This window comes from Candidatus Lokiarchaeum ossiferum (assembly GCA_025839675.1).
In the GTDB taxonomy this organism is placed as follows: domain Archaea; phylum Asgardarchaeota; class Lokiarchaeia; order Sigyniarchaeales; family Promethearchaeaceae; genus Lokiarchaeum; species Lokiarchaeum ossiferum.
On sequence record CP104013.1, the window covers coordinates 2,304,152 to 2,323,296 of the forward strand.

The 19,145-nt window shown below is 33.5% G+C and carries 21 protein-coding genes; 14 read left to right on the forward strand and 7 right to left on the reverse strand.

Annotated features, from left to right (window positions below; all coding sequences use genetic code 11):
* Window positions 1-269: 269 nt before the first annotated feature.
* Both NEF87_RS09490 and NEF87_RS09495 read left to right on the forward strand, forming a co-directional pair.
* Window positions 270-1,088 carry an EFR1 family ferrodoxin gene (locus NEF87_RS09490; RefSeq protein ID WP_457919607.1) on the forward strand — a complete coding sequence of 273 codons (819 nt, stop codon included), beginning with the start codon at window positions 270-272 and terminating at the stop codon, window positions 1,086-1,088.
* Window positions 1,075-2,781 carry a serine hydrolase domain-containing protein gene (locus NEF87_RS09495; RefSeq protein WP_457919608.1) on the forward strand — a complete coding sequence of 569 codons (1,707 nt, stop codon included), beginning with the start codon at window positions 1,075-1,077 and terminating at the stop codon, window positions 2,779-2,781. Before NEF87_RS09490 ends, NEF87_RS09495 begins: the two co-directional genes overlap by 14 nt.
* On the opposite strand, the gene NEF87_RS09500 is transcribed toward NEF87_RS09495, so the two are convergent.
* Window positions 2,776-3,363, reverse strand: coding sequence for a Rab family GTPase (locus NEF87_RS09500; RefSeq protein ID WP_457919609.1), 588 nt, complete (start codon window positions 3,361-3,363; stop codon window positions 2,776-2,778). The two genes, NEF87_RS09495 and NEF87_RS09500, sit on opposite strands and share 6 nt — an antisense overlap.
* A gap of 164 nt (window positions 3,364-3,527) precedes the next feature.
* Between NEF87_RS09500 and NEF87_RS09505 the strand changes: the two genes are divergently transcribed.
* The 8 genes from NEF87_RS09505 to NEF87_RS09540 all read left to right on the forward strand — a co-directional run bounded on the left by NEF87_RS09505 (window position 3,528) and on the right by NEF87_RS09540 (window position 8,161).
* A complete protein-coding gene (locus tag NEF87_RS09505; protein ID WP_457919610.1) occupies window positions 3,528-4,472 on the forward strand; it encodes a LysR substrate-binding domain-containing protein in 945 nt (314 codons plus the stop codon).
* A gap of 110 nt (window positions 4,473-4,582) precedes the next feature.
* Complete coding sequence (locus NEF87_RS09510; protein ID WP_457919611.1) at window positions 4,583-5,116, forward strand: YeeE/YedE thiosulfate transporter family protein; 534 nt, start codon at window positions 4,583-4,585, stop codon at window positions 5,114-5,116.
* A gap of 1 nt (window position 5,117) precedes the next feature.
* On the forward strand, window positions 5,118-5,624 hold the full coding sequence (locus NEF87_RS09515) for a YeeE/YedE family protein (RefSeq protein ID WP_371806220.1): 507 nt from the start codon (window positions 5,118-5,120) through the stop codon (window positions 5,622-5,624).
* 28 nt (window positions 5,625-5,652) lie between these two features.
* Window positions 5,653-5,880 (forward strand): sulfurtransferase TusA family protein, encoded by a 228-nt coding sequence (locus NEF87_RS09520; protein WP_457919612.1) that lies wholly within the window; start codon window positions 5,653-5,655, stop codon window positions 5,878-5,880.
* 8 nt (window positions 5,881-5,888) lie between these two features.
* Window positions 5,889-7,061, forward strand: coding sequence for a DsrE family protein (locus NEF87_RS09525; RefSeq protein ID WP_457919613.1), 1,173 nt, complete (start codon window positions 5,889-5,891; stop codon window positions 7,059-7,061).
* A gap of 26 nt (window positions 7,062-7,087) precedes the next feature.
* Complete coding sequence (locus NEF87_RS09530) at window positions 7,088-7,315, forward strand: hypothetical protein (RefSeq protein ID WP_371806223.1); 228 nt, start codon at window positions 7,088-7,090, stop codon at window positions 7,313-7,315.
* Between the two features lie 133 nt (window positions 7,316-7,448).
* Complete coding sequence (locus tag NEF87_RS09535; protein WP_457919614.1) at window positions 7,449-7,712, forward strand: hypothetical protein; 264 nt, start codon at window positions 7,449-7,451, stop codon at window positions 7,710-7,712.
* A 32-nt stretch (window positions 7,713-7,744) separates the two neighbouring features.
* Window positions 7,745-8,161, forward strand: coding sequence for a hypothetical protein (locus tag NEF87_RS09540; protein WP_457919615.1), 417 nt, complete (start codon window positions 7,745-7,747; stop codon window positions 8,159-8,161).
* Window positions 8,162-8,175: 14 nt separating this feature from the next.
* On the opposite strand, the gene NEF87_RS09545 is transcribed toward NEF87_RS09540, so the two are convergent.
* Window positions 8,176-9,135 carry a zinc ribbon domain-containing protein gene (locus NEF87_RS09545; RefSeq protein WP_457919616.1) on the reverse strand — a complete coding sequence of 320 codons (960 nt, stop codon included), beginning with the start codon at window positions 9,133-9,135 and terminating at the stop codon, window positions 8,176-8,178.
* 179 nt (window positions 9,136-9,314) lie between these two features.
* Entirely contained in the window at window positions 9,315-10,055 is a 741-nt protein-coding gene (locus NEF87_RS09550) for an ArsR family transcriptional regulator (RefSeq protein WP_457919617.1), read from the reverse strand.
* A gap of 157 nt (window positions 10,056-10,212) precedes the next feature.
* On the opposite strand from NEF87_RS09550, the gene NEF87_RS09555 reads away from it, so the two are divergent.
* On the forward strand, window positions 10,213-11,133 hold the full coding sequence (locus NEF87_RS09555) for a hypothetical protein (RefSeq protein WP_457919618.1): 921 nt from the start codon (window positions 10,213-10,215) through the stop codon (window positions 11,131-11,133).
* A gap of 524 nt (window positions 11,134-11,657) precedes the next feature.
* Window positions 11,658-12,146, forward strand: coding sequence for a DinB family protein (locus NEF87_RS09560; protein ID WP_457919619.1), 489 nt, complete (start codon window positions 11,658-11,660; stop codon window positions 12,144-12,146).
* A gap of 96 nt (window positions 12,147-12,242) precedes the next feature.
* Here the strand turns inward: NEF87_RS09560 and NEF87_RS09565 are convergent, their stop codons facing one another.
* The 4 genes from NEF87_RS09565 to NEF87_RS09580 all read right to left on the reverse strand — a co-directional run bounded on the left by NEF87_RS09565 (window position 12,243) and on the right by NEF87_RS09580 (window position 16,569).
* Window positions 12,243-13,166 carry a DUF2785 domain-containing protein gene (locus NEF87_RS09565; RefSeq protein WP_457919620.1) on the reverse strand — a complete coding sequence of 308 codons (924 nt, stop codon included), beginning with the start codon at window positions 13,164-13,166 and terminating at the stop codon, window positions 12,243-12,245.
* A gap of 332 nt (window positions 13,167-13,498) precedes the next feature.
* The gene (locus tag NEF87_RS09570; RefSeq protein WP_457919621.1) at window positions 13,499-13,819 is read right to left on the reverse strand and encodes a hypothetical protein; all 321 of its coding nucleotides are present in this window, start codon (window positions 13,817-13,819) and stop codon (window positions 13,499-13,501) included.
* A gap of 84 nt (window positions 13,820-13,903) precedes the next feature.
* Window positions 13,904-15,184 (reverse strand): MDR family MFS transporter, encoded by a 1,281-nt coding sequence (locus tag NEF87_RS09575; protein ID WP_457919622.1) that lies wholly within the window; start codon window positions 15,182-15,184, stop codon window positions 13,904-13,906.
* A 104-nt stretch (window positions 15,185-15,288) separates the two neighbouring features.
* Window positions 15,289-16,569 (reverse strand): MDR family MFS transporter, encoded by a 1,281-nt coding sequence (locus NEF87_RS09580; RefSeq protein ID WP_457919623.1) that lies wholly within the window; start codon window positions 16,567-16,569, stop codon window positions 15,289-15,291.
* A 346-nt stretch (window positions 16,570-16,915) separates the two neighbouring features.
* Here NEF87_RS09580 and NEF87_RS09585 point away from each other — a divergent pair, with 346 nt between their 5' ends.
* Together NEF87_RS09585 and NEF87_RS09590 are read left to right on the forward strand one after the other, a co-directional pair.
* The gene (locus tag NEF87_RS09585; RefSeq protein ID WP_457919624.1) at window positions 16,916-17,875 is read left to right on the forward strand and encodes an ABC transporter ATP-binding protein; all 960 of its coding nucleotides are present in this window, start codon (window positions 16,916-16,918) and stop codon (window positions 17,873-17,875) included.
* A 17-nt stretch (window positions 17,876-17,892) separates the two neighbouring features.
* Window positions 17,893-19,143, forward strand: coding sequence for an ABC transporter permease (locus NEF87_RS09590; RefSeq protein ID WP_457919625.1), 1,251 nt, complete (start codon window positions 17,893-17,895; stop codon window positions 19,141-19,143).
* Window positions 19,144-19,145 lie beyond the last annotated feature (2 nt).

A 19,145-nucleotide genomic window follows, 5' to 3' on the forward strand; every position in this document is an offset into this window, starting at 1 on the left:
ACCTTTTTTTTTTTAATCAATTTTGCACTGTTGACACTTCATCTTCAACAACCGTTACAGAAACGTATGATTGGTAATAATGCTTTTATAGGTTATTATTTATAGTAATGTTATGAATTTCTTTGTCGTTATTACAGGAAAAATTTTGTTAATCAAGACAACTTATCCTTTCTGGACAAAGATTTGCCCCTTTTTTACCCATTACTAATTCAAATTGAAGTTATTATTGACATTTTCACCCAAGTAACCATAAGCGAAGGAACAATTGAATGAAAGTTACATTATATTACTTTTCAGGCACAGGAAATACGCAATTAATCTGTAATTCTATGAAGGAAGAATTTAAAAAAGCAAATTACTCCGTCAACTTGATCCCGATTGAGAATGCTAAACCCAATCTATTACCTCAAGCAGATATATACGGAATAGCCTTCCCGATCGCAATTCATACAACTTATCCCTTTGTACGGAGATTTATTGAAGCGCTTCCATTGAATGAAGCACACAGCATTTTTGCACTATCAACAATGGCAGGTACTCGTACAGGGTTATTTAATTATTTTCTAAATCTCCAGAAAAAGAGAAATTTTCAGATTTTAGGGTTGAAAAATATTAGGATGCCAAACAATTATTTTCCAAAACAGATAATTGTTGAAGAAAATGAGAAAAGAATTGAGCGAGGAATAGAATCGGCTGAAAAATTTGCTCAAGATATCATTACCAGAGAAATTTTTAAATACAAAAAAGATTTTCTTTCAAGACTTTTTAATCCCGTTGGAAATTCGAAATGGTTATGGACATTAATTAAAAAAATGTATAACTTCAAAATTATTGAAGATAAGTGTCAAATCTGTCAAATCTGTATAAAGGAATGCCCCACCAAGAATTTCGAGTTAATCGAAAACCAGGTTTTGCGAAAAAACAATTGCGAATTGTGTCTCCGGTGTCTCGCCTTGTGTCCAAATAATGCAATCCAAGTTAATAAAAAATCATATGTAATCTACAAACGAAATCGTGAACAATTGATGGCAAATTTTAAAGAGAAGGTAATCCTTACATCTTCTGTTATAGATTATGAACATAGATGAAGCAGTCTTTCAAAAGATAGGTACCCTTTTTTCTTCCTACCAATCTCTACAAGTTCCCGGATTTGCAATAGGAATATTGAATGACGTTGGAGAATTAATTCATCATGCAGGTTTTGGTCAAGCAAATTTGGAACTTTTATCCCCAATCACAAAAAACACAGTATTTGATATCGGCTCCATGGCCAAGCAATTTGTAGGATTTCTTATCGCCATACTAATTGATGAAGGAAAGTTGTCCCCGACTCAGAAACTCTCATCCGTTTTTCCTTCTTGGCCAAAATTTTATGACAATATTGAAATCCAACATTTACTTTACCATACCAGCGGATTATGGAATTACACTACTTTATGTTATTATATAATAGGTTATCATGAAACAGATGCTCCAACCAAAGAGGAAATAATTCAAATTCTACAACGCCAGCCTAAATATAAGTTTCATCCAGGTTCTCAATTTGAATATAACGATTCAAACTATTTCTTATTAGCCCTATTGCTGGAAAGAATTCTCCACAAACCTATTGATTTAATTGCCAAGGAACGGATTTTTGACCCCCTTCAAATGCACCAAACTCTATTTCGGACAACCCATGCTCAAGTAATTCCTAATCGAGCGGCAAGTTATGTATCTTATCCGATAAAATTCACAAGCCCATATACATACGATCGTACTCTAGTTAAGGAAAAAAAATTCTTTACAAAAATCTCTAATTATGAACATGTAGGTGCAGAAGGAGTCTTTAGTTCAGTCAATGATCTAGCAATTTGGCAAAGAAATCTTCTTAATAACATATTAGGTAAAAATCCAAGCCATGTTTTAGAATTATTTATCTCTCCGGGAGAACTCAATTCTAGGGAATTAATATCCTATGGATATGGAATAGAAATACACGAATCCCAAGGAAAATCATTTATTGGACATTGTGGAGCGTTTCAAGGCTATACTTCATGCCTTTTAAATTATTCAACCGAATTTTTTTCAATAATTGTCTTAGGTAATCATCTCATTGAAAATGCATGGAATGTTCGAGATAAAATCGCTTCAATTCTACGTAGTAATGAGAATTCAACACAAAAAGAACCTAAATTAAATAATCACGAAAAAATTATCCCAAATTCTCTATCAAGAGGATTTATTGGACGATATCAAAATCCAGACACTTCCTCAATTATTTCAATTGAAGAAATTTGCAATAAATTGTGTATGAAAATAAATAGTGAAGTAAGTAAACCATTCCAATATCAAAAAGATGGAAATTTATATTTCAATTCAGAAAACTGGGTACAATTTTCTAAATTCGTCAAGAAAATCCCAAAAATTTTGAAATATCATTTGGGATCGAAAATATTATGTTTTGAAAGATTTGTGAATGAATCATTGTTGCCAGAAAAATTAACAGAATATTTAGGGGAATACCATTGTGAAATTCTGAATACTAGTTTCCAAGTTAGAAATTATGAAGGAAAATTACTTCTGAAAAACAAAAATCCACATTTTTGTTCTCTTGATTTGCTTTATACCCCTACGATACCAGATTCTTTTGAAAGCTATGATCCCCATCCTTATGCTATGTTCATAACTTTTCAAAGAGAAAAATCTATTGAAAAATCCGATAGAAGAAAAATCATAAGTTTTACATATCGAGATTATGATGGAGATAAAAGAGAAGAATTTGAATTCAAAAAATTATAGTTGTTTGGTTTTTATTCCACCAGAATTATTAACATTGCTTTGTTCTTTCCATTTGATAGCCAGTTTTTTTATTTCTCCAAAGACATCAATACAATCCTTTTCATGTTTTGCTGAAATAGTCATGTGTCCTATAATATTAGCAGATTTGGGTAAAGTTTCTTTTAGAACTTCCCATTCACTGATATTGGTTCGAAGCATGTCATCATTAACCAAATCTTTTTTAGAACCCACAATTAAAATAGGAATGGATGGATATTCTGTTTGTAATAGAGAAATCCAACTGGGTATATGATATAAAGTACTAATACGGGTCAAATCATACAAAATTATTGCAGCTTTAGCGCCCAATATGAATGCCTTATGGATAAATTGAAAACGTTCTTGTCCTCCCAAATCATAAACAAGAATAGAAACATCTTTAGGCTCTGATACGATGTTATAACAATCAAAATCAATACCAATGGTTAACTTTTCTTCGGGAGTAAATTTGCCCGCCAATTTGGATTTCAGTAACGACGTTTTTCCAACACCACCATCACCAGCCAAAATTGTCTTATAAATGGGTTTTAAGGATTTGATCATCATCTTCACTCTACTATTATTAGTAAATCTATAAGAAAAAAGCTTTTTATTTCCTTGTTATGGAATGTTTCCAATGAACTCTATAATATCTTTGGATATTTCTCATTTATAAAAGAAATAGGAAAACGGTATCTTTTTTTTGAAATTTGCTTTCATTGTGAAATATGGAATCATCTATTAGTAAATTACGGTTGGATTATCTGAATACCTTCAATTTTCTGGTCAAATACAAGAGTTTTTCAGAAACGGCTCGAATTTTGAATAAAACCCAAGGCACTATCTCAATGCACATAAAAGAATTGGAACATGCCTTTGGAGGGACAAACCACAAACAATTACTGATAGATAGAAATTCCAAAAACTTCCAATTAACACCTGAAGGATTTCTGCTGTACTCTGCAACACAAAAAGTTGAAGAAATAATTAATAATGTGTCCAAAAAAATTGATGAATCCATTGGTAAAAAGCAAAAAATAATCGAAATACAATCTTCTTCAATCCCGGGGGAATATATCCTTCCCGCCTACATTTTGAAATATAACAGTAAACATACTAACGTTATGATTGAAGCGCTTATTTCAAACTCACAAGAAGCATTGAGAAGAATGCGAGAATCTAAATCGACTTTTTGCGCGATTGGAGGATGGTTTGGAGAATTCGAGGCAGATTATGACGTAAAAGTGATTGGGAAGGATACAATTGTCATAATTGGGAGAGAAAAACACCCGATTTTTGATAAGTTGAAAAAAAGGGGAATAAATTACTCACGAGATGATATGATTAATGATTTGAAAGAATATAATTGGATATTCAGAGAATCGGGTTCAGCAACTCTTGATTGGTTTATGAAACATTTTCCAAGATCCCAAGAAATTCAAATCGGATTGAAATTTCATAATAATTCTTCAATTTTGCACGCATTGGAAAATAGCGACGCTCTAACAGCTCTAAGTTCGTTTGTTGTTCCATCTACTGTGAAAAATTGGGCTTTGAAAGTCATTAAACATAAAACACTACCCATAATAGAGCGAAACTTGTATTTAATTAAAAGAAAAGGAATTAAACTTCAAGATTTCGAACAGAAATTCTGGGATCTTTTTAACCATTAACTATTAGAATTTCAAATAATTAACTTAATAATTATAGATGCTATTGGAAAAGGCGATAACTTCAACTAATTCTTCATAATTTTTATAAAGATTGAGAAAGTTATCAAATTATGGTGTCAGAGGATTCTACATCTAAGTTAAAAAAAATTATCCGAAACCCCATCTTTTTGGGATGTATAATTGGATTTTTAGCTGCGGTGACTCAAGCATTGCTAATTGGTGCAGGAGGGCCCGAAGCTTATGGATTTTGTGTTGCGTGTCACACACGAGATTTGGTGAATGACATAATAAACCTAATTGTTGGAGAACCTGTATTAGGAGTAGCCCCTATTTCACAAAATGCAATTTTTGCAGTATTAACCATTATTGGAGTGATGATCGGAGCGTTTATTTCTGCCAAGGTGAATAAAGAATTTAAAATCAAAAAATCTTCCCTAGGATCTTATCTGATCTATCTACTTGGAGGAATATTAGTATTGATTTTTGCTTTACTTTTAGGAGCATGTCCATATCGAGCAGCACTTCGTTTTGGTTATGGAGATATGGTTGCATTAATAGGAATATTGGCAATGGCATTGGGTGTTTTTGTAGGAGTAAAAATAATTTTGAAACGAATGGAAAACCAAATGGAGGAAGAGGCATAAAATGGCAGGATGGTTATCAGCTGAAGCAGCATATATCGCGGTACCAATTGTAACTTTATTCTTAGGAATACTCATTGGATATTTAGCACAACAATCTGGATTTTGTTCTATTGGAGGAATACGAGATCTATTCTTATTTAAACATACACGACTTTTCTTTGGATATCTTGCACTTATTGTATCTTCTTTTGTGAGTTATTTGATATTTTCTTTAATATGGTCCGGAGAATTTCCAAATTTCTTCTGGGCAATTAAGAATGGAATTACAACACCTATTCCAGGAGCACCGGGCGGTTTAGCAAATTGGGCATATATAATCCTTGCAATAATTGGAGGATTGGGACTGGGAATACTAGGAGTTTTCTTAGGAGGATGTCCGTTACGTCAAACAGTCATGGGTTTTGAAGGAAATATCAAATCAATATTCTTCATAGTTGGGATGTTGATAGGAGCAGTCGTTTTTCACTTGTGGATAGCAAGTTGGGTAGTAAGCTTATTTGGGGGTTAATTCTTTTTTTATTTGAAAGGTGAGACTAATGACAGAACACAAGATTGATATCACTGGGAAAATTTGTCCGTTTTGCTTATTGTTAATTAAGAAAAAATTGGCTAAAATAGATGAAGGAGATAATTTGATTGTTACATGTGACCACCCTCCTGCTGCAATCGATACTATCCCTTATGCAATGAAAAAAATTGGGTATCCCGTCGAATCAAAGAAGATTGAATCGGGAGTATGGGAACTGAAAATCACTAAATCATAGAGATTATTATGTCGAATTCTCTCTTTTTTTTATTTTCGGAAAAAATATCTCCAGAACGATTGGAGTGGATCTCTTTAATTCAAAATTTCTCCAAAAATACACTGACTATTGGAATTACGGGGGATGCCCTATATTCTTTTACAGATCAAAGCTTATTTCCAGAATGGGAATCTATAATACGTAACCAAAGATGCAATATTCATCTGGATCAATGGGAGGCAGAAATCCGGGGAATCACGATAAAATCGCTAACAAAAAACTACAAAATTTCTTCCCTTACAAATATTAAATTATCAAAGAATATCAAAATAGGATTTTGGGATGCCATTCTCCAACTTGAAGAATTTAGAAATTTTAAAGATAATTATATGGGATTTCTCCAAATGAAAGGTCCCTATATGAGCCGTAATTCAGTTTATGCAGTTAATTTCTTAGAATCCTCATTAAAGAATAAAAAAAAAGCTCAATTGTTGTGCTATTTAGATGGAGTTCACACAGGACATATAAATCAAGCACCTTCAGAATTTGAGAATATTGGTAGACTAATTTCCATGTATACAGATCCTCAAACGCATAACAATCAGATAATGGAAACTCTGGCATGTTCTCGTTGTTGTATCGCTCGAGGTTATGGAGAAATAAACCAGAATAATGAGGAATACAAAGCAAAATCAGTAATTGATGGGTTTCGAATTTGCAATTTAAATGAAATTGTGGATCAATTCGAGCGAAGTTCTCCCATTTTTGCACCGAATGTGGGGATGTGGATCAATTCCACTGAAAAAAAATTTATTTCTTCCCCCGAAATCTTGTTGATGATGACCCACACCCCATATCAAGAAGAATTTACCTTTGGAGGGTTGTCATTTGCGATGGCTTGTGCAAATCATGGCATTCATGTCTCTATTTTATTTGTTGAAGATGGAATTTATAATCTTGTTGGAGAACACAAAATCCATTCTCAAGATCACGTATTCAACATTCAAGAAATCGTAGATGTCACATGGGAAATGGACAAAATCGACTATTACATATACACACCTTCAATATTGAGGAGAAATGTATCAATTAATGGATATTTGAATTTTGTAAACCCACTCTCAACTGAGGAATTACAGTTGTTGATTTCGAAACATACAAACCAAGAAAATTCAAATATGGGGAGAATAATATTTTTTTAAAGGCATTTTCATAAAGGGAAAGAAAAATGGATAAACCTAAAGAAGTTCAAGATTTCACACACTTCACTTGCACAAATCTAATGCTGAAACTGAAAATCTTATTAAAAAAATTAAGATCAGGGGAGAATCTACATTTCTTTTCAACTCGAGAACAATATGCTAACATTGAAAAACCGTTCTCCAAAGCTCCTTATTCCTTTGATGCACAAAAAGTGGAAGATAATACATATCTGATCAAAATTTTTAAGGATTGAAAGAAAAATTACAATTAACAATACTGATAAAATAAAAATCCACAAGATTCACTCGGTTTTTTTCCATCACAATCAAGAATACATCTTGTTTTCTTTGAAAAACTCCATTAAAGACTTTTTATACTTTCAAAATATGGACAAAACTATTCAAGCGCTCTTTTTTGGAGACAATTTCCAGGAAAAAATTCCCCAAATCATGAAAACACCCGATGAAAATTGCATTGAATGTAATCTCGGACGCAATATAATTGGAGGAATCTCAAAGGATGGTAATGATCAAGTCGATTTTGGTCTACAACCAGAAGATGCAAATCAAATTCTTCATCTTTTAAAGAAGCATCCTGCCTTAATTAATTTCAAACCAGACAATTTTGATTTAATATCTGAGGATCAATAAAGATTAAAAAAACCTCCTGCTGATAGACAAATGTGAACAATCAAGAAGATTCAACTCAATTTCTTCAAGGTTTTTTAAAAGTTAGTGGTATTCTCGAGATATTCTTTGGGATTGTTATCATTTTTATTGGTCGAATTATGCACCAGCTCAATCTTCCTTTCCTTCCTTTCTGGCACTTGTCTTTTGGGTTATCACTGGCAACCATGGGAATCTTACTATACATTTCGGGAAGAGATTTACAAAGATATCAGATTATTCCTTACATCTCTTGTGGATACCGATTAATTCTTGCAGGTTTCCAAACTTATACCGCAATCACAGTTGTTGAGATTAGAATTTTCATGATTTTGGGGGCCATTTTTGACATTGTGTCACCGTTATTTATTTTATATCTACTGGGCAAAAACAATTTCTTGCAAAATGAACAGGAAAAAAGAAAGAAAAAGTAAAAAGAAAAATGTATTTACACGTACTTTTGACCACATGTGGAACAAAAGGTCGCATTTTTATCAATTTTGGGGGCACCACAGAAAGAACAATGGTCTTCTGACCCACCTAACCCAGAAATTCGGGAAGGATCTACGGCATTTGTTGAAGGTCTAAGCGTCGGAGAATTATTCATACCAGGTTGTTCTTGCCCATATCTTTGGTGAGAAGGAGAAGAAGTCGTAGCATAGGATGAGAATTGGGGTTGTCCATAAGCCATCGAAGGTTGAGAAAATACTGTTTCTAAAGGATATGAGGCTTTTATCAACTTGCCTAATTTCCAAAAACCAAATATGAAAAGAACCTCTCCGAGATTTAATAAAATTAGTCCCCAAATACCAGAAATAGTAAAAATATAACTCATAATTTCGAGAACCAATGAATAAATTAAACCAATTTTCATTATCAAGAATACTGATTTAGTCGCATCCCCAAGAAAAGGTTTTTCCGCTTGATTAGGTAAAATCCGAACCCATTTTTCAAGAAATATTATAGAAATAATGGCTAGAGAATTTAAAACCATTGAAAGAATAATTAATACGACATAATTGGTCACAAATAGAAAAACAATAATATTCAAGAAGATTGTAGAAAGTTCCAACCGGAAGACATTTCGGAGATTAATATCACCAGTTACTTTGGACACATCGTTCAATTTGACCAAATATCTAACATAAAACACAAACGATATCAAAAGCCCAATAAATGACAGAAAGCCATACAGGAGAATTTTACCCGCTATAGGTCCTAAGGCTTCCGCAACTGCTTCTTGATCGTTAATATTAGTGGGAATTTCTTCCATTAAAGGAAGCAATTCATTAATGACAATTATACCAAGAACAAGCATAATGATACGTGCAATCGCCAACCTTGTTATTGCTATTGCATATTTCGCAATGTTTCTTGGAACTACATCGAGTTGATTTGAAAATGACATTTTATTTTTCCTTACGAGATTAGAAGAAGAGGACTTATAATATTTTTTGGATTGATTTTTTTTTGAATCGAAAGCGGTTGGTTATTATTAAGGAAAAGCATTTTTAGAACGAAGAACAGCATTTCATATCAAAAAATAGTAAAAATGTAAGAAATATAGGGTATCCAAGAAAAAAGAGATTAAATTTCTTCAATTTTCTTCCCATTGTTCCAAAAATAATCCCACAACTGGCAAATAAACAGAAAAGCAGGATTTTGAGAAGAAGACACATAAAAGCAAGACTCAAAATCAGGATTAGTTTCATTTTTTGGCAAAAATAATAATGCTTCACCATTATCAGTGATACAGATAGAATATCGAACAAAATCATAGAGACGGGCATCAATAGTTAAACTACTTTTTTCAATCTTATCCCGCATCGCTACCAAGCTAGGAGGAACAATAAATTCAACAGATATCCCAGCTTTTCCAAAAGGAAAAGGCTGATCAACCATCATCTTTAGCGATTTTTGGGCTCTTTCAGTAATTTCTTGCATTTTGAACATAACTGGTCCAGTGCCCTTGATGAATACTGCATTTTTTAAAAGAGGGAGATCTGCAAGAAGAAATTCTGGTAAATCAAGTATGTCATGGAGGGTAAAAATATGCTTAAACTCACAGAAGAAATGTAAAGGTTGAAGGGAATGATGAATAAGTGCCCCATATTTGGTTAAAGAAATTTGTCGCGATTTAGCATCCTTTTCCAACACGCCTTGATCAAATAACCGGTTAAGATGGCGAGATACTTCAGAATTTGACAGAGCAACTTGAGTTGCAATATTTGAAAAGTTCGAAGGAGATTTTTGGACGATTGACAATATTTGTAATCGGGTAGGATGACAAATATCTGCCAATACTTGCTTCCATGTGTCTTGCATCATTTTCTCATGTATGGAAGGATTTACCAAAATTAATGGTTTTTGATCTTTCTTACTTAGTAGGAATATTCATACTTTGTTGGGAATTGCCATGAGTGAAAGGTTTTTTCTTCAATTGTATTTATATTTGAAGTTTAAACTTAATTAAATTAGAATTACTATGAATCAAACTCAAATTCCTCGCTCCACCCAATCTTCGGAATCCGTTCTGGATCGTCTGTTCATTGGACTTTTAGCCATTCTCTGTGGGATCATTTTAGCATATCTCTCCATCATGGGACCACTTGGATTCTCCATAATGGAACATCATACATCTCCTTCCGCAATTTATCAAACCATTGGCCAAGATCTTGCCAATTTAATCGTTTTAGTTCCACTTCTCATTATAGGTGGAATAACTCATATCATGCACAAACCATGTTCCAAGTATTTGCTAATATTGACGCCAATTTACTTGCTCTATATGGCAATTTCTTATACTATTGGGCAAGAATGGAATCGAGTAGAGTATACTGGAAACATCGAACAATATTTCTATCAATTCCTAATTTTGATCATCGGAGGATTAATACTCTTAATATATACCTTGTCAAATTTTGATTTCAATGAATCACCCGATTTCAATCCCAAATCATTGCGAATTTATGTTCTCATATTTTGCTTAGCGCTAACATTTTTTGCTATAATGTGGATTGGAGAAGTTAATGAAGTATTACTTACAGGCGATACGGTTTCAAATTCTTATAGTTCAGCACCCACAGTATTTTGGGTAATCAGAATTTTTGATCTGGGAATCTCAATTCCATTAGGGTTCATTAGTGTATTTTTGCTGTTAAGAAATGTAAAGAAATTTTATCCATTGATTTTACTATCCTACGGATTTTTTATTACTATGATCACCGCAGTCAACTGTATGGGTTTTGTGATGTTAGCGAACAATGATCCCGAATTACAACCTGGAGGTTTAGTTATCTTCCTTGTTATGGCAATTTTAGCCTACTCCGGATTTTTCTATTTGATCAAAGATAAAATATATAAAAAAAAACGGATTAGTCAATTGCTGATAGCAATTGACGGCTAATAGGCATTCAATAACTACAATGATGATCGAAAAAGCTAGTGATACTATTGGGTAACGAATTATTTTTTTTTTTTGGGCGATAACATTGATACTATGCTATTAGTAAATTTTCGGAGTTATTGATATCTATTCAGTATAGAATGTCGGCTAGACTGATTGACATCCACATGTGCCACACACCCATTGAATTAACAGAAGTTTAAACTTAAACTCAGAAAAATGAGTCATATAATGAAAGATGGACAGAAAAGATCTATATTGGCAATTGTACTGAGAAACGGAATAATTGTTAAAATTTTTTAAATTTCAACAATGCTTTGCTCATCTGATTATCCATATTTCGATAAAGCGGAAGAAATAGTCGAAAGTCGAATCTACATGATTAAAAAGAAAAGAAGTGCCAATTCATCAAGTAATTTTACTTATAGGGGTAATTAGGACGTTTGCCAGACCATAGGGATAACTTAAACTGATAATAGAGAATACTTATTAGTTAATAAAGTAAAAAATGATATGATACTATCATGCAAAAACAATTTTTAGAAGATATGATTCAAGCGATGAGCGGGGTATGCACTCATATTTCACCAGATGATGCTCTCGTTAATCTTTCCCCTCAAGAATCTAAGATAAAACCAGAAAATAAGCTCCATTCTTGCTGGGATCTATTACACCATCTCATTGCTTGGCAAAATATCATAATTCAAAATTTAGAAGGAAAATTTAGAGATTGGTCGAATATCCCCGTAGAGGAGAATTGGCCCACTGAAGAAGATCTCAGCGATGAACAAAATTTCATCAAATTAAAAAACAAATTAAAAACTAATGTTGAAAAAATTAAGCAATTATTAGATACAATGGATTTAATGGAATTTGTGAAAATAATAAGTGGAGAGAAAAAAAAACCAGTCACAAAATTCAGGTTAATATTAGTTTTTCTTCAACATACATCTTATCATATTGGCCAAATTATAACTACACGCAAACTATTAGGAATTTGGGATGAAGACTGACTTGATTGACGCATTGATTTCTCTTTCATCATAAAGAAAAATTGGGTTAAGGAAATAAATTAAAACTGTTTGTGGAATTGCAATAAAAAAAAGAATTTAAAATTTTTTCTGAAGGAGAAACGTACTATTCATTTTTAAGAGAATATCTTCAATTTTTTCACAAAGATGCGTTCTATCATCTAATAAATGGTTTTTATAAAAAGATGTTGAATAAAATCCTTCATTGTTAATTCCAAATTTAACCAATAGATGAAAACTATGGAAAAATATTCGACTGTTGAGAAATCCATTCCGGGATGCAATTTTTCCACTATAACTAATCCATCTGTTCGGATATACGTCCCTCACACTTTGAATCCAAGAACTCATTTCATCCATGGCGAGAATCTTTCGCATAAAAATGATATAAACAGTCACAGCGATCCGAAAATCTTCATTACAAGTATAGATCTCCTCAATAGGTTCGGTAATTTTGAATTTTATCAACTCTAAGATCTGATTTAATTCTTGTTTGTCCATGAACCGATGGCGAGCGAAACCTCCAAATAGATCAGCACCATGAGCAATAGAATGAGCCCATCCCTTATCTACAACGGATCCACGAGTGTCTTTTTCATCGTGATAATATTGAATGCTGGTTTTTAAATAAGCTAGCAATTGATCTTTTGATAAAAAGGGGATTCGACCTTCAATTTCTTTTAATGCGCATTTACTATCAAAATCAATAATAGATTCTAAGATTAATGCTGAAAATGCGCGTAAAAATACAGTATCAGTATTTTGTTCTCCAATTCCGACCAATAAATTTTTGGCTAAGCGATCCCCCATAATTAGTAATTCTTCATTAGAATAATTCCCTTTCATAATCCATTCATACAGAATCTCTAATGCACCTTCTCGAAGGTCAGAAACGGGAGAACCCAAGTAATCCATTAAAATTTCAGTTTGCTCTGTAAGCGTTGAATTAGGAAAAACTGCAAATGAGTTTTCCATAATCCATTTTATATCTTCAAGTTTCATTGGACAATCTTGTATGTTAATTCTCAAAAATATTTAAGTTTTTTAAATTTAGAAGAAAAATATTGTAGATGACAATCGAAGGGTCATTTTTTCATGAACTTTTGTTAATAAGGAAAAAGAAATGATAACTATTGAGATGGAATGACATAATAGAAAAAAATTTGATCAATTCTCTGATCATTTCCTCCTTCTATAATTTCAGGGATTAACCCAAATTGACGAAATCTGATTTTACTGAAAAATCTTTGGGCTCTCAAATTATCCGCAGATGTATCAACCGTAATCAATTTTTTTCCTTGCTGAGAAACCCACTTGCAAACATATTGAAAAAGCTACTGACTTATTCCAGATCCCCGATTTTGAGGTGCAGTGACTACCGCATACATATGGTAACCTTTTTTATTCCAATATTCAGTATTTAGAGTCAATGAAGCAATCAACTCTTGTTTGAACTCAGCTACAAAACGAACTTCTAAATTCCCTCGGGATTTAAAACGAGCATCAGAACTCTGGAGAGCTTTTATTCCTTCTTCATTGTTCATTTTGTCAAAGATGTATTTAACTATCTTTTCAGGATCCGAATTGCAATCATACGGTCTTAAAATAACTTTATCATCTTGAAATGGTTGCATATCGGATTTTTGGAATTTCATTCTAAGTTGTGGAAATACATAACTGTTTATAAAGTGAGCAGTTCAGTTTGGATTTTAATTAGAAAGAAATTAAAAAATTTGTTTTCAGTAATTTCTTGGAACTTCATTATAAGATTCTTCTTGTTCACGAATGATGTTTTTTTCCGGTAAGATTTCTCTTTTGGATCTATTTGCCAATTGAAGCAAAATTAAATATGAAAAAGCGCCGATTAATGCAATTACACCGCCAAAATACCACACCAACTTAGAATCCATATTATCCATTATCAAGCCTGCTAATAGAACACCAAATATTGTAGGAAAAATATGAGCATAGCCAAAAATGGCCATATATCGCCCCCTTTTATCTTCAGGTGCAAAACTCGCTGCCAAAGTTTGAGAGAATGCAGCAATAATAATTTCACCCGAAGTAATTACAAACATCGCAATAAAGAACATAGGAACGGTAGAAACAAATCCATACATTGCAAAACCAATTGCATAGAGCACAGTCCCTAACGCGATCATTTTTAGGGGTTCAAATTTAGAAATCAAACGAGTAACAGGAAATTGTAAAATTACTACCATTAATGCATTCATACTGATTAATAACCCAAAACTGCTTATCGGAAATGCGTATTCTTGTAAAAGAAAGACGGACAACGAACTATTCATTTGCATGTAAACAAAACTTACCAAAGTGGTTATTGCAACATAAAACATGAATATCCAATCTTTAAACACTTCCTTATACCCTCCAACAGTTTCCATTACAGTTTTAACGGGCTCATCTTCAGATAATTGTGGTTTTGTTTCGGGTATTACCAAAAATACTATAATAGCAGTAATCGAACTTGCCACAGCATCAGCTATAAATAATAACAAATACGATCTTGATGCAAGCAACCCTCCTATGGCGGGACCGATAGTCACAGCTAAATTGGCCATAACTCTCAGAATCCCAAAACCTTCCGGTTGATTCTTCGGAGGTAAGAGATCGGCCACCATTGCTTGTTGAGCAGGTCCACCAGCATTTCCAACCAAACCCATAAATCCAGCCACAATATAAAACCAATTTATATCATTAATTACCCCCATTAAGATACTACTTAATCCGCTTACAACCAAACCAAAAAGGAGCATTTTTTTTCTTCCAAACTTGTCAGTTAATGCTCCCCCAATAAAATTGCCAAAAAATGAACCAATACCAAAAAGCGAGAATAAAAATCCTACTTCAGTCATCCCAACCTTGAATTTATCAGTTATATAAATGGCAAAGAAAGGAAATAAAAGGGCACCTCCCACTTGATCAATAAAAGTGGCGAATATTAGCACCCAAAATGTTTTGGGAAATTTCTGATAGGTATTTTCTAAATTTTTGAACATGTTACTTATTACTTCCAAATTTTGATTGTTTATTAAGTGCTCTTAAGATTTACTCTTGAAATTTTTCTGGTTTTTCATAAAATTATTCTAAGAGAAAAAAAAACTTAGTTACCAGCTTTGACTGGAACTGGATGGAGATTTGTGTCAGAATCGTCCGCTGGTATAGATAAGTCACACGATGCGCGTGATGTTTTCCATCGATATAATGCTGTATACCCGAACACAGCAACCATTGATGTAATTCCACAAATATACCAAACCCAATTTGAATTATATTTTTCCATGATCGTCCCAGTAATCACTACCCCCATGAGGTTTGGAATAAACCACGAAAATCCAAAAACGGCCATATACCTGCCACGTTTATCTTCTGGAGCCAATCGAGCAACAATTGCTTCACTCACAGGAGCATTAATCATTTCTCCGACCGTAATTATCACCATTGCAACGAAGAACATGAAAGTTGAACTCACAAACCCATACATCCCAAATCCAATCGCATAGAGCAAGGTGCCCTCAGCAATAACTTTCAGAGGAGGATATTTAGAGACTTTGCGAGTTAGCCAGAATTGTGTACAAACCACAATTAGGGCATTCATACTAATTAAATATCCATACATTTGATAGGAGAATCCATGCTCATTTAGGAGAAATATTGACAAAGTGCTACTCATTTGCATGTATACGAAACCCACGAGACAGGATATAAGCAAAAATATCATATATGGACTATCTTTAAAAACATATTTATAGCCTTTCAAAGTCTCTATTAAGGATTCAGTTTGTTTTTCTTCCTTTACAGGAGGTTTTGTTTCAGGAATGACCATCAACACCAATATAGCAGTTAGAATACTCGAAATTGCATCCCCTCCGAATAAATACATGTAAGATGAGGAAGCTAATAGGCCACCTAAAGCAGGTCCAATTGTTGCAGAAATGTTCATGGAAATCCTAAGAATTCCAAAACCTTCCATCTGTTGCTTTTCTGGCAGAAGATCAGCAACCATCGCTTGTTGTGCAGGCATTCCAATATCTCCAAGAGCACCGAGAAGTAATGAAATGATATAAAATATGGTAAGATCGTTGATGAAACCCATCAATAAACTTCCTAAACCACTTATTACTAAGCCAAACAACATAATTGAACGTCGACCATATTTATCTGTTAGCATCCCTCCAAGAAATCCTCCAAAGAGAGCTCCGATAGCGTACATTGAAAACAGTAGCCCTACTTCAATCATAGTAACTTCAAAATGCTCCATAACGTAGATAGAATAAAAGGGGAAGAGCATAAATCCCCCTAATTGATCGATGAATGTCCCTAAAACCAATACCCAGAATGGTTTCGGAAATTCTCGATAGGTTTGCTTCACTTTATTAAACATAGTAATCACTTTATTTTTTTTATGAACTTACATCAATTGATGGACATTTTTGTGAGAAAAATAAGGATTAATATCTCCATTACTCAGAAAATTACCCACTCAAGATCTATAGATTCACGAATTGAGTGGTGTAGAAGAAGTCAGAAAATTAAATGGAAATTTCACATTTATTCGAATTCTAATAACATTCACAATTCAGATCTAGCTTGAAATGCAAATTCGATTCATACTGTTTCTAACGAACGTTTTTTTTTAAATGTTTTGTTTTTTTGATGTCCCCATTTCCTCAATTGCCAATCTTTGGTCTCTATAAAATTCATTTATTTTTTCACGTAGGTTTAATTCAATGTTAGATATTGGTATTGAAACAGTGAATCTTACGAAGACGTATGGGGAACGTTGTGTTGTCGATGAGATCAACTTGAATATAAATAAAGGGCAATTATTTGGTTTTTTAGGACCTAATGGGGCAGGAAAGAGCACAACCATCAAAATGCTATCGACAATTCTACCTTCTACCAATGGCACTGCAAAGATTTTAGGCTATGATCTAAACAAAGAACGGAAGAAAATTCGTCAAGTGATTGGGGTATGCCCTCAAGAATTGGTTCTTTATGAATTACTTTCAGCCCGAGAAAATATTGAATTAATCGCTAAAATGTATGGCATTCCTCGTAGTGTGTATAAAGAGCGAATAGACGATTATCTGGGAAAAATGAATCTTCTCGATAGAGCAGATGATTTGGTCCGCAAATTTTCAGGAGGAATGAAGCGTCGTGTCAATGTCCTTATGGCCGTAGTCCATGATCCCGAAGTTGTTTTTTTTGATGAACCAAGTGCTGGTTTAGACCCTCAAAGTCGCCGAGTTGTTTGGGATTTCATTAAGGATTTTGAAAAGCAAAATAAAACGATTATATTAACAACTCATAATATGGAAGAGGCCGATGACCTTTCTGAAGAATTAGCTATAATTGATCATGGAAAAATAATTGCTTCAGGTACCCCTCAAAATTTGAAGGGTAAAGCAGGAAATGGGGATATTATTGAATTTCGGTTGAATAGTGATGATTTTCATATTAAAGATGAGATAGTTTCAACATTAAATGAGATGGAGGATGTGCTTTGGGCAAAATCCTTGGGAAAAGAACGCATCGCATTTTGCTCTTTAGATGGATTAAAGAAGATTTCGACTTATTATGGATCTCTTCAACTCAAATATAATATAAAAATGAATGACTTAGTTATTCGCCAAAATTCCCTTGAGGATGTATTCTTAGATTTAACAGGGAGAGATTTACGAAATTAGAAAGGAGAATGCAAAAGATGATAAATACAATTAAATTAAAAACAAAATTAATCCAATTTGGAACTTTAATAGCAAAAAACTTGAAAATCACCCTACGAGATAAACAATCACTTATTTGGCTATTTGGCTATCCCCTTTTATGTATGGCAATTTACTCCGTTGCTTTTGGAGCATCCGGAAGTCGGGCAAGTTATAATATCATTATTATCAACTATGATGTGAGTGATTCAGCCAATCCAAGTACCGATTTTGGAGCGAACGTTTCACTTATAATTACGGATGAATTTCGGGATAACGCAAATCTTTCCCAATCGTTCACTCTTCACGAATCTTGGAAAAATGGCTCTTTGATCACTGAAGAACAAGCCCGAATTATGGTGTTAGAAGAATCTATGGATGGTGTTATAATTATTCCCGCGAATTTTTCAGAAGTGATTATAGGAAGTACTTCTTGGTATTCAATGGCCCAACAAGGTTATTTGGGTGATGGATATGAAAGTTTAGTCAACACCACATTTCCATCAGGCTCTCCAAAATTGGAAATTATCACAACTGCAGATCCCATTACCTCTCAAATCATCCCCAGTTTATTTGATGGGATGGTAAATAATATTCTGTTGGGGATGAATAATATTTCAGCATTGGAAACGACTCTGGAAATAGGCCCAAAAGGGCAATCAGTCTCCTTTTTCGATTATTCAGCCCCAGGTTTTGCAATTCTTGGAGTATTGGTGTCTATTTCAAGTTTAACTGCAATAATTTGTACGGAAAAATTTGAAGGTATGTTGGATCGTTTGGATACAACACCAGTTAGTCGTTCTATTCTTTTAGGAAGCGCTGGTGCAGCCCAATTCCTATTCTCAGCAATCCAGATTGTTGTATTATTTGGAAGTATGTTCATCTTTGGGGTGAATATGTCACCCAAGGTAAATTGGTTACTAGCATTCTTGCTGGCTTTACTCTTTGCTTTTGTTTGTATAGGTTTGGGATTGATCATTTCAAGTTTCGCCAAAAATGCTCAAGCAGCAGGAAATTTGGCCTGGTTTGTTATCCTACCCATGCAATTTTTAGGCGGAACGTTCTTTGTGGTAGATGCTGAATTCACTAAAATTATTCCTTCCAAATATGTAAACCAAGCTCTTCGCCAAGTAATTACCTATGGAGCATCTTGGGTGACGGTTTGGCAAGATCTAGTTATATTACTCGGATTTGGAGTAGTTTTCAACTTACTTGGAATCGTCATCTTCATGAAAAAGAAGAAAATTTAATT

What these genes read in the sequence shown, in the direction of transcription:
- NEF87_RS09490 (WP_457919607.1), top strand. Translation starts at nt 270, where the DNA reads ATGAAAGTTACATTATATTACTTTTCAGGCACAGGAAATACGCAATTA.
- NEF87_RS09495 (WP_457919608.1), top strand. Translation starts at nt 1,075, where the DNA reads ATGAACATAGATGAAGCAGTCTTTCAAAAGATAGGTACCCTTTTTTCT.
- NEF87_RS09500 (WP_457919609.1), bottom strand. Translation starts at nt 3,363, where the DNA reads ATGATCAAATCCTTAAAACCCATTTATAAGACAATTTTGGCTGGTGAT.
- NEF87_RS09505 (WP_457919610.1), top strand. Translation starts at nt 3,528, where the DNA reads ATGGAATCATCTATTAGTAAATTACGGTTGGATTATCTGAATACCTTC.
- NEF87_RS09510 (WP_457919611.1), top strand. Translation starts at nt 4,583, where the DNA reads ATGGTGTCAGAGGATTCTACATCTAAGTTAAAAAAAATTATCCGAAAC.
- NEF87_RS09515 (WP_371806220.1), top strand. Translation starts at nt 5,118, where the DNA reads ATGGCAGGATGGTTATCAGCTGAAGCAGCATATATCGCGGTACCAATT.
- NEF87_RS09520 (WP_457919612.1), top strand. Translation starts at nt 5,653, where the DNA reads ATGACAGAACACAAGATTGATATCACTGGGAAAATTTGTCCGTTTTGC.
- NEF87_RS09525 (WP_457919613.1), top strand. Translation starts at nt 5,889, where the DNA reads ATGTCGAATTCTCTCTTTTTTTTATTTTCGGAAAAAATATCTCCAGAA.
- NEF87_RS09530 (WP_371806223.1), top strand. Translation starts at nt 7,088, where the DNA reads ATGGATAAACCTAAAGAAGTTCAAGATTTCACACACTTCACTTGCACA.
- NEF87_RS09535 (WP_457919614.1), top strand. Translation starts at nt 7,449, where the DNA reads ATGGACAAAACTATTCAAGCGCTCTTTTTTGGAGACAATTTCCAGGAA.
- NEF87_RS09545 (WP_457919616.1), bottom strand. Translation starts at nt 9,135, where the DNA reads ATGTCATTTTCAAATCAACTCGATGTAGTTCCAAGAAACATTGCGAAA.
- NEF87_RS09550 (WP_457919617.1), bottom strand. Translation starts at nt 10,055, where the DNA reads ATGATGCAAGACACATGGAAGCAAGTATTGGCAGATATTTGTCATCCT.
- NEF87_RS09555 (WP_457919618.1), top strand. Translation starts at nt 10,213, where the DNA reads ATGAATCAAACTCAAATTCCTCGCTCCACCCAATCTTCGGAATCCGTT.
- NEF87_RS09560 (WP_457919619.1), top strand. Translation starts at nt 11,658, where the DNA reads ATGCAAAAACAATTTTTAGAAGATATGATTCAAGCGATGAGCGGGGTA.
- NEF87_RS09565 (WP_457919620.1), bottom strand. Translation starts at nt 13,166, where the DNA reads ATGAAACTTGAAGATATAAAATGGATTATGGAAAACTCATTTGCAGTT.
- NEF87_RS09570 (WP_457919621.1), bottom strand. Translation starts at nt 13,819, where the DNA reads ATGAAATTCCAAAAATCCGATATGCAACCATTTCAAGATGATAAAGTT.
- NEF87_RS09575 (WP_457919622.1), bottom strand. Translation starts at nt 15,184, where the DNA reads ATGTTCAAAAATTTAGAAAATACCTATCAGAAATTTCCCAAAACATTT.
- NEF87_RS09580 (WP_457919623.1), bottom strand. Translation starts at nt 16,569, where the DNA reads ATGTTTAATAAAGTGAAGCAAACCTATCGAGAATTTCCGAAACCATTC.
- NEF87_RS09585 (WP_457919624.1), top strand. Translation starts at nt 16,916, where the DNA reads ATGTTAGATATTGGTATTGAAACAGTGAATCTTACGAAGACGTATGGG.
- NEF87_RS09590 (WP_457919625.1), top strand. Translation starts at nt 17,893, where the DNA reads ATGATAAATACAATTAAATTAAAAACAAAATTAATCCAATTTGGAACT.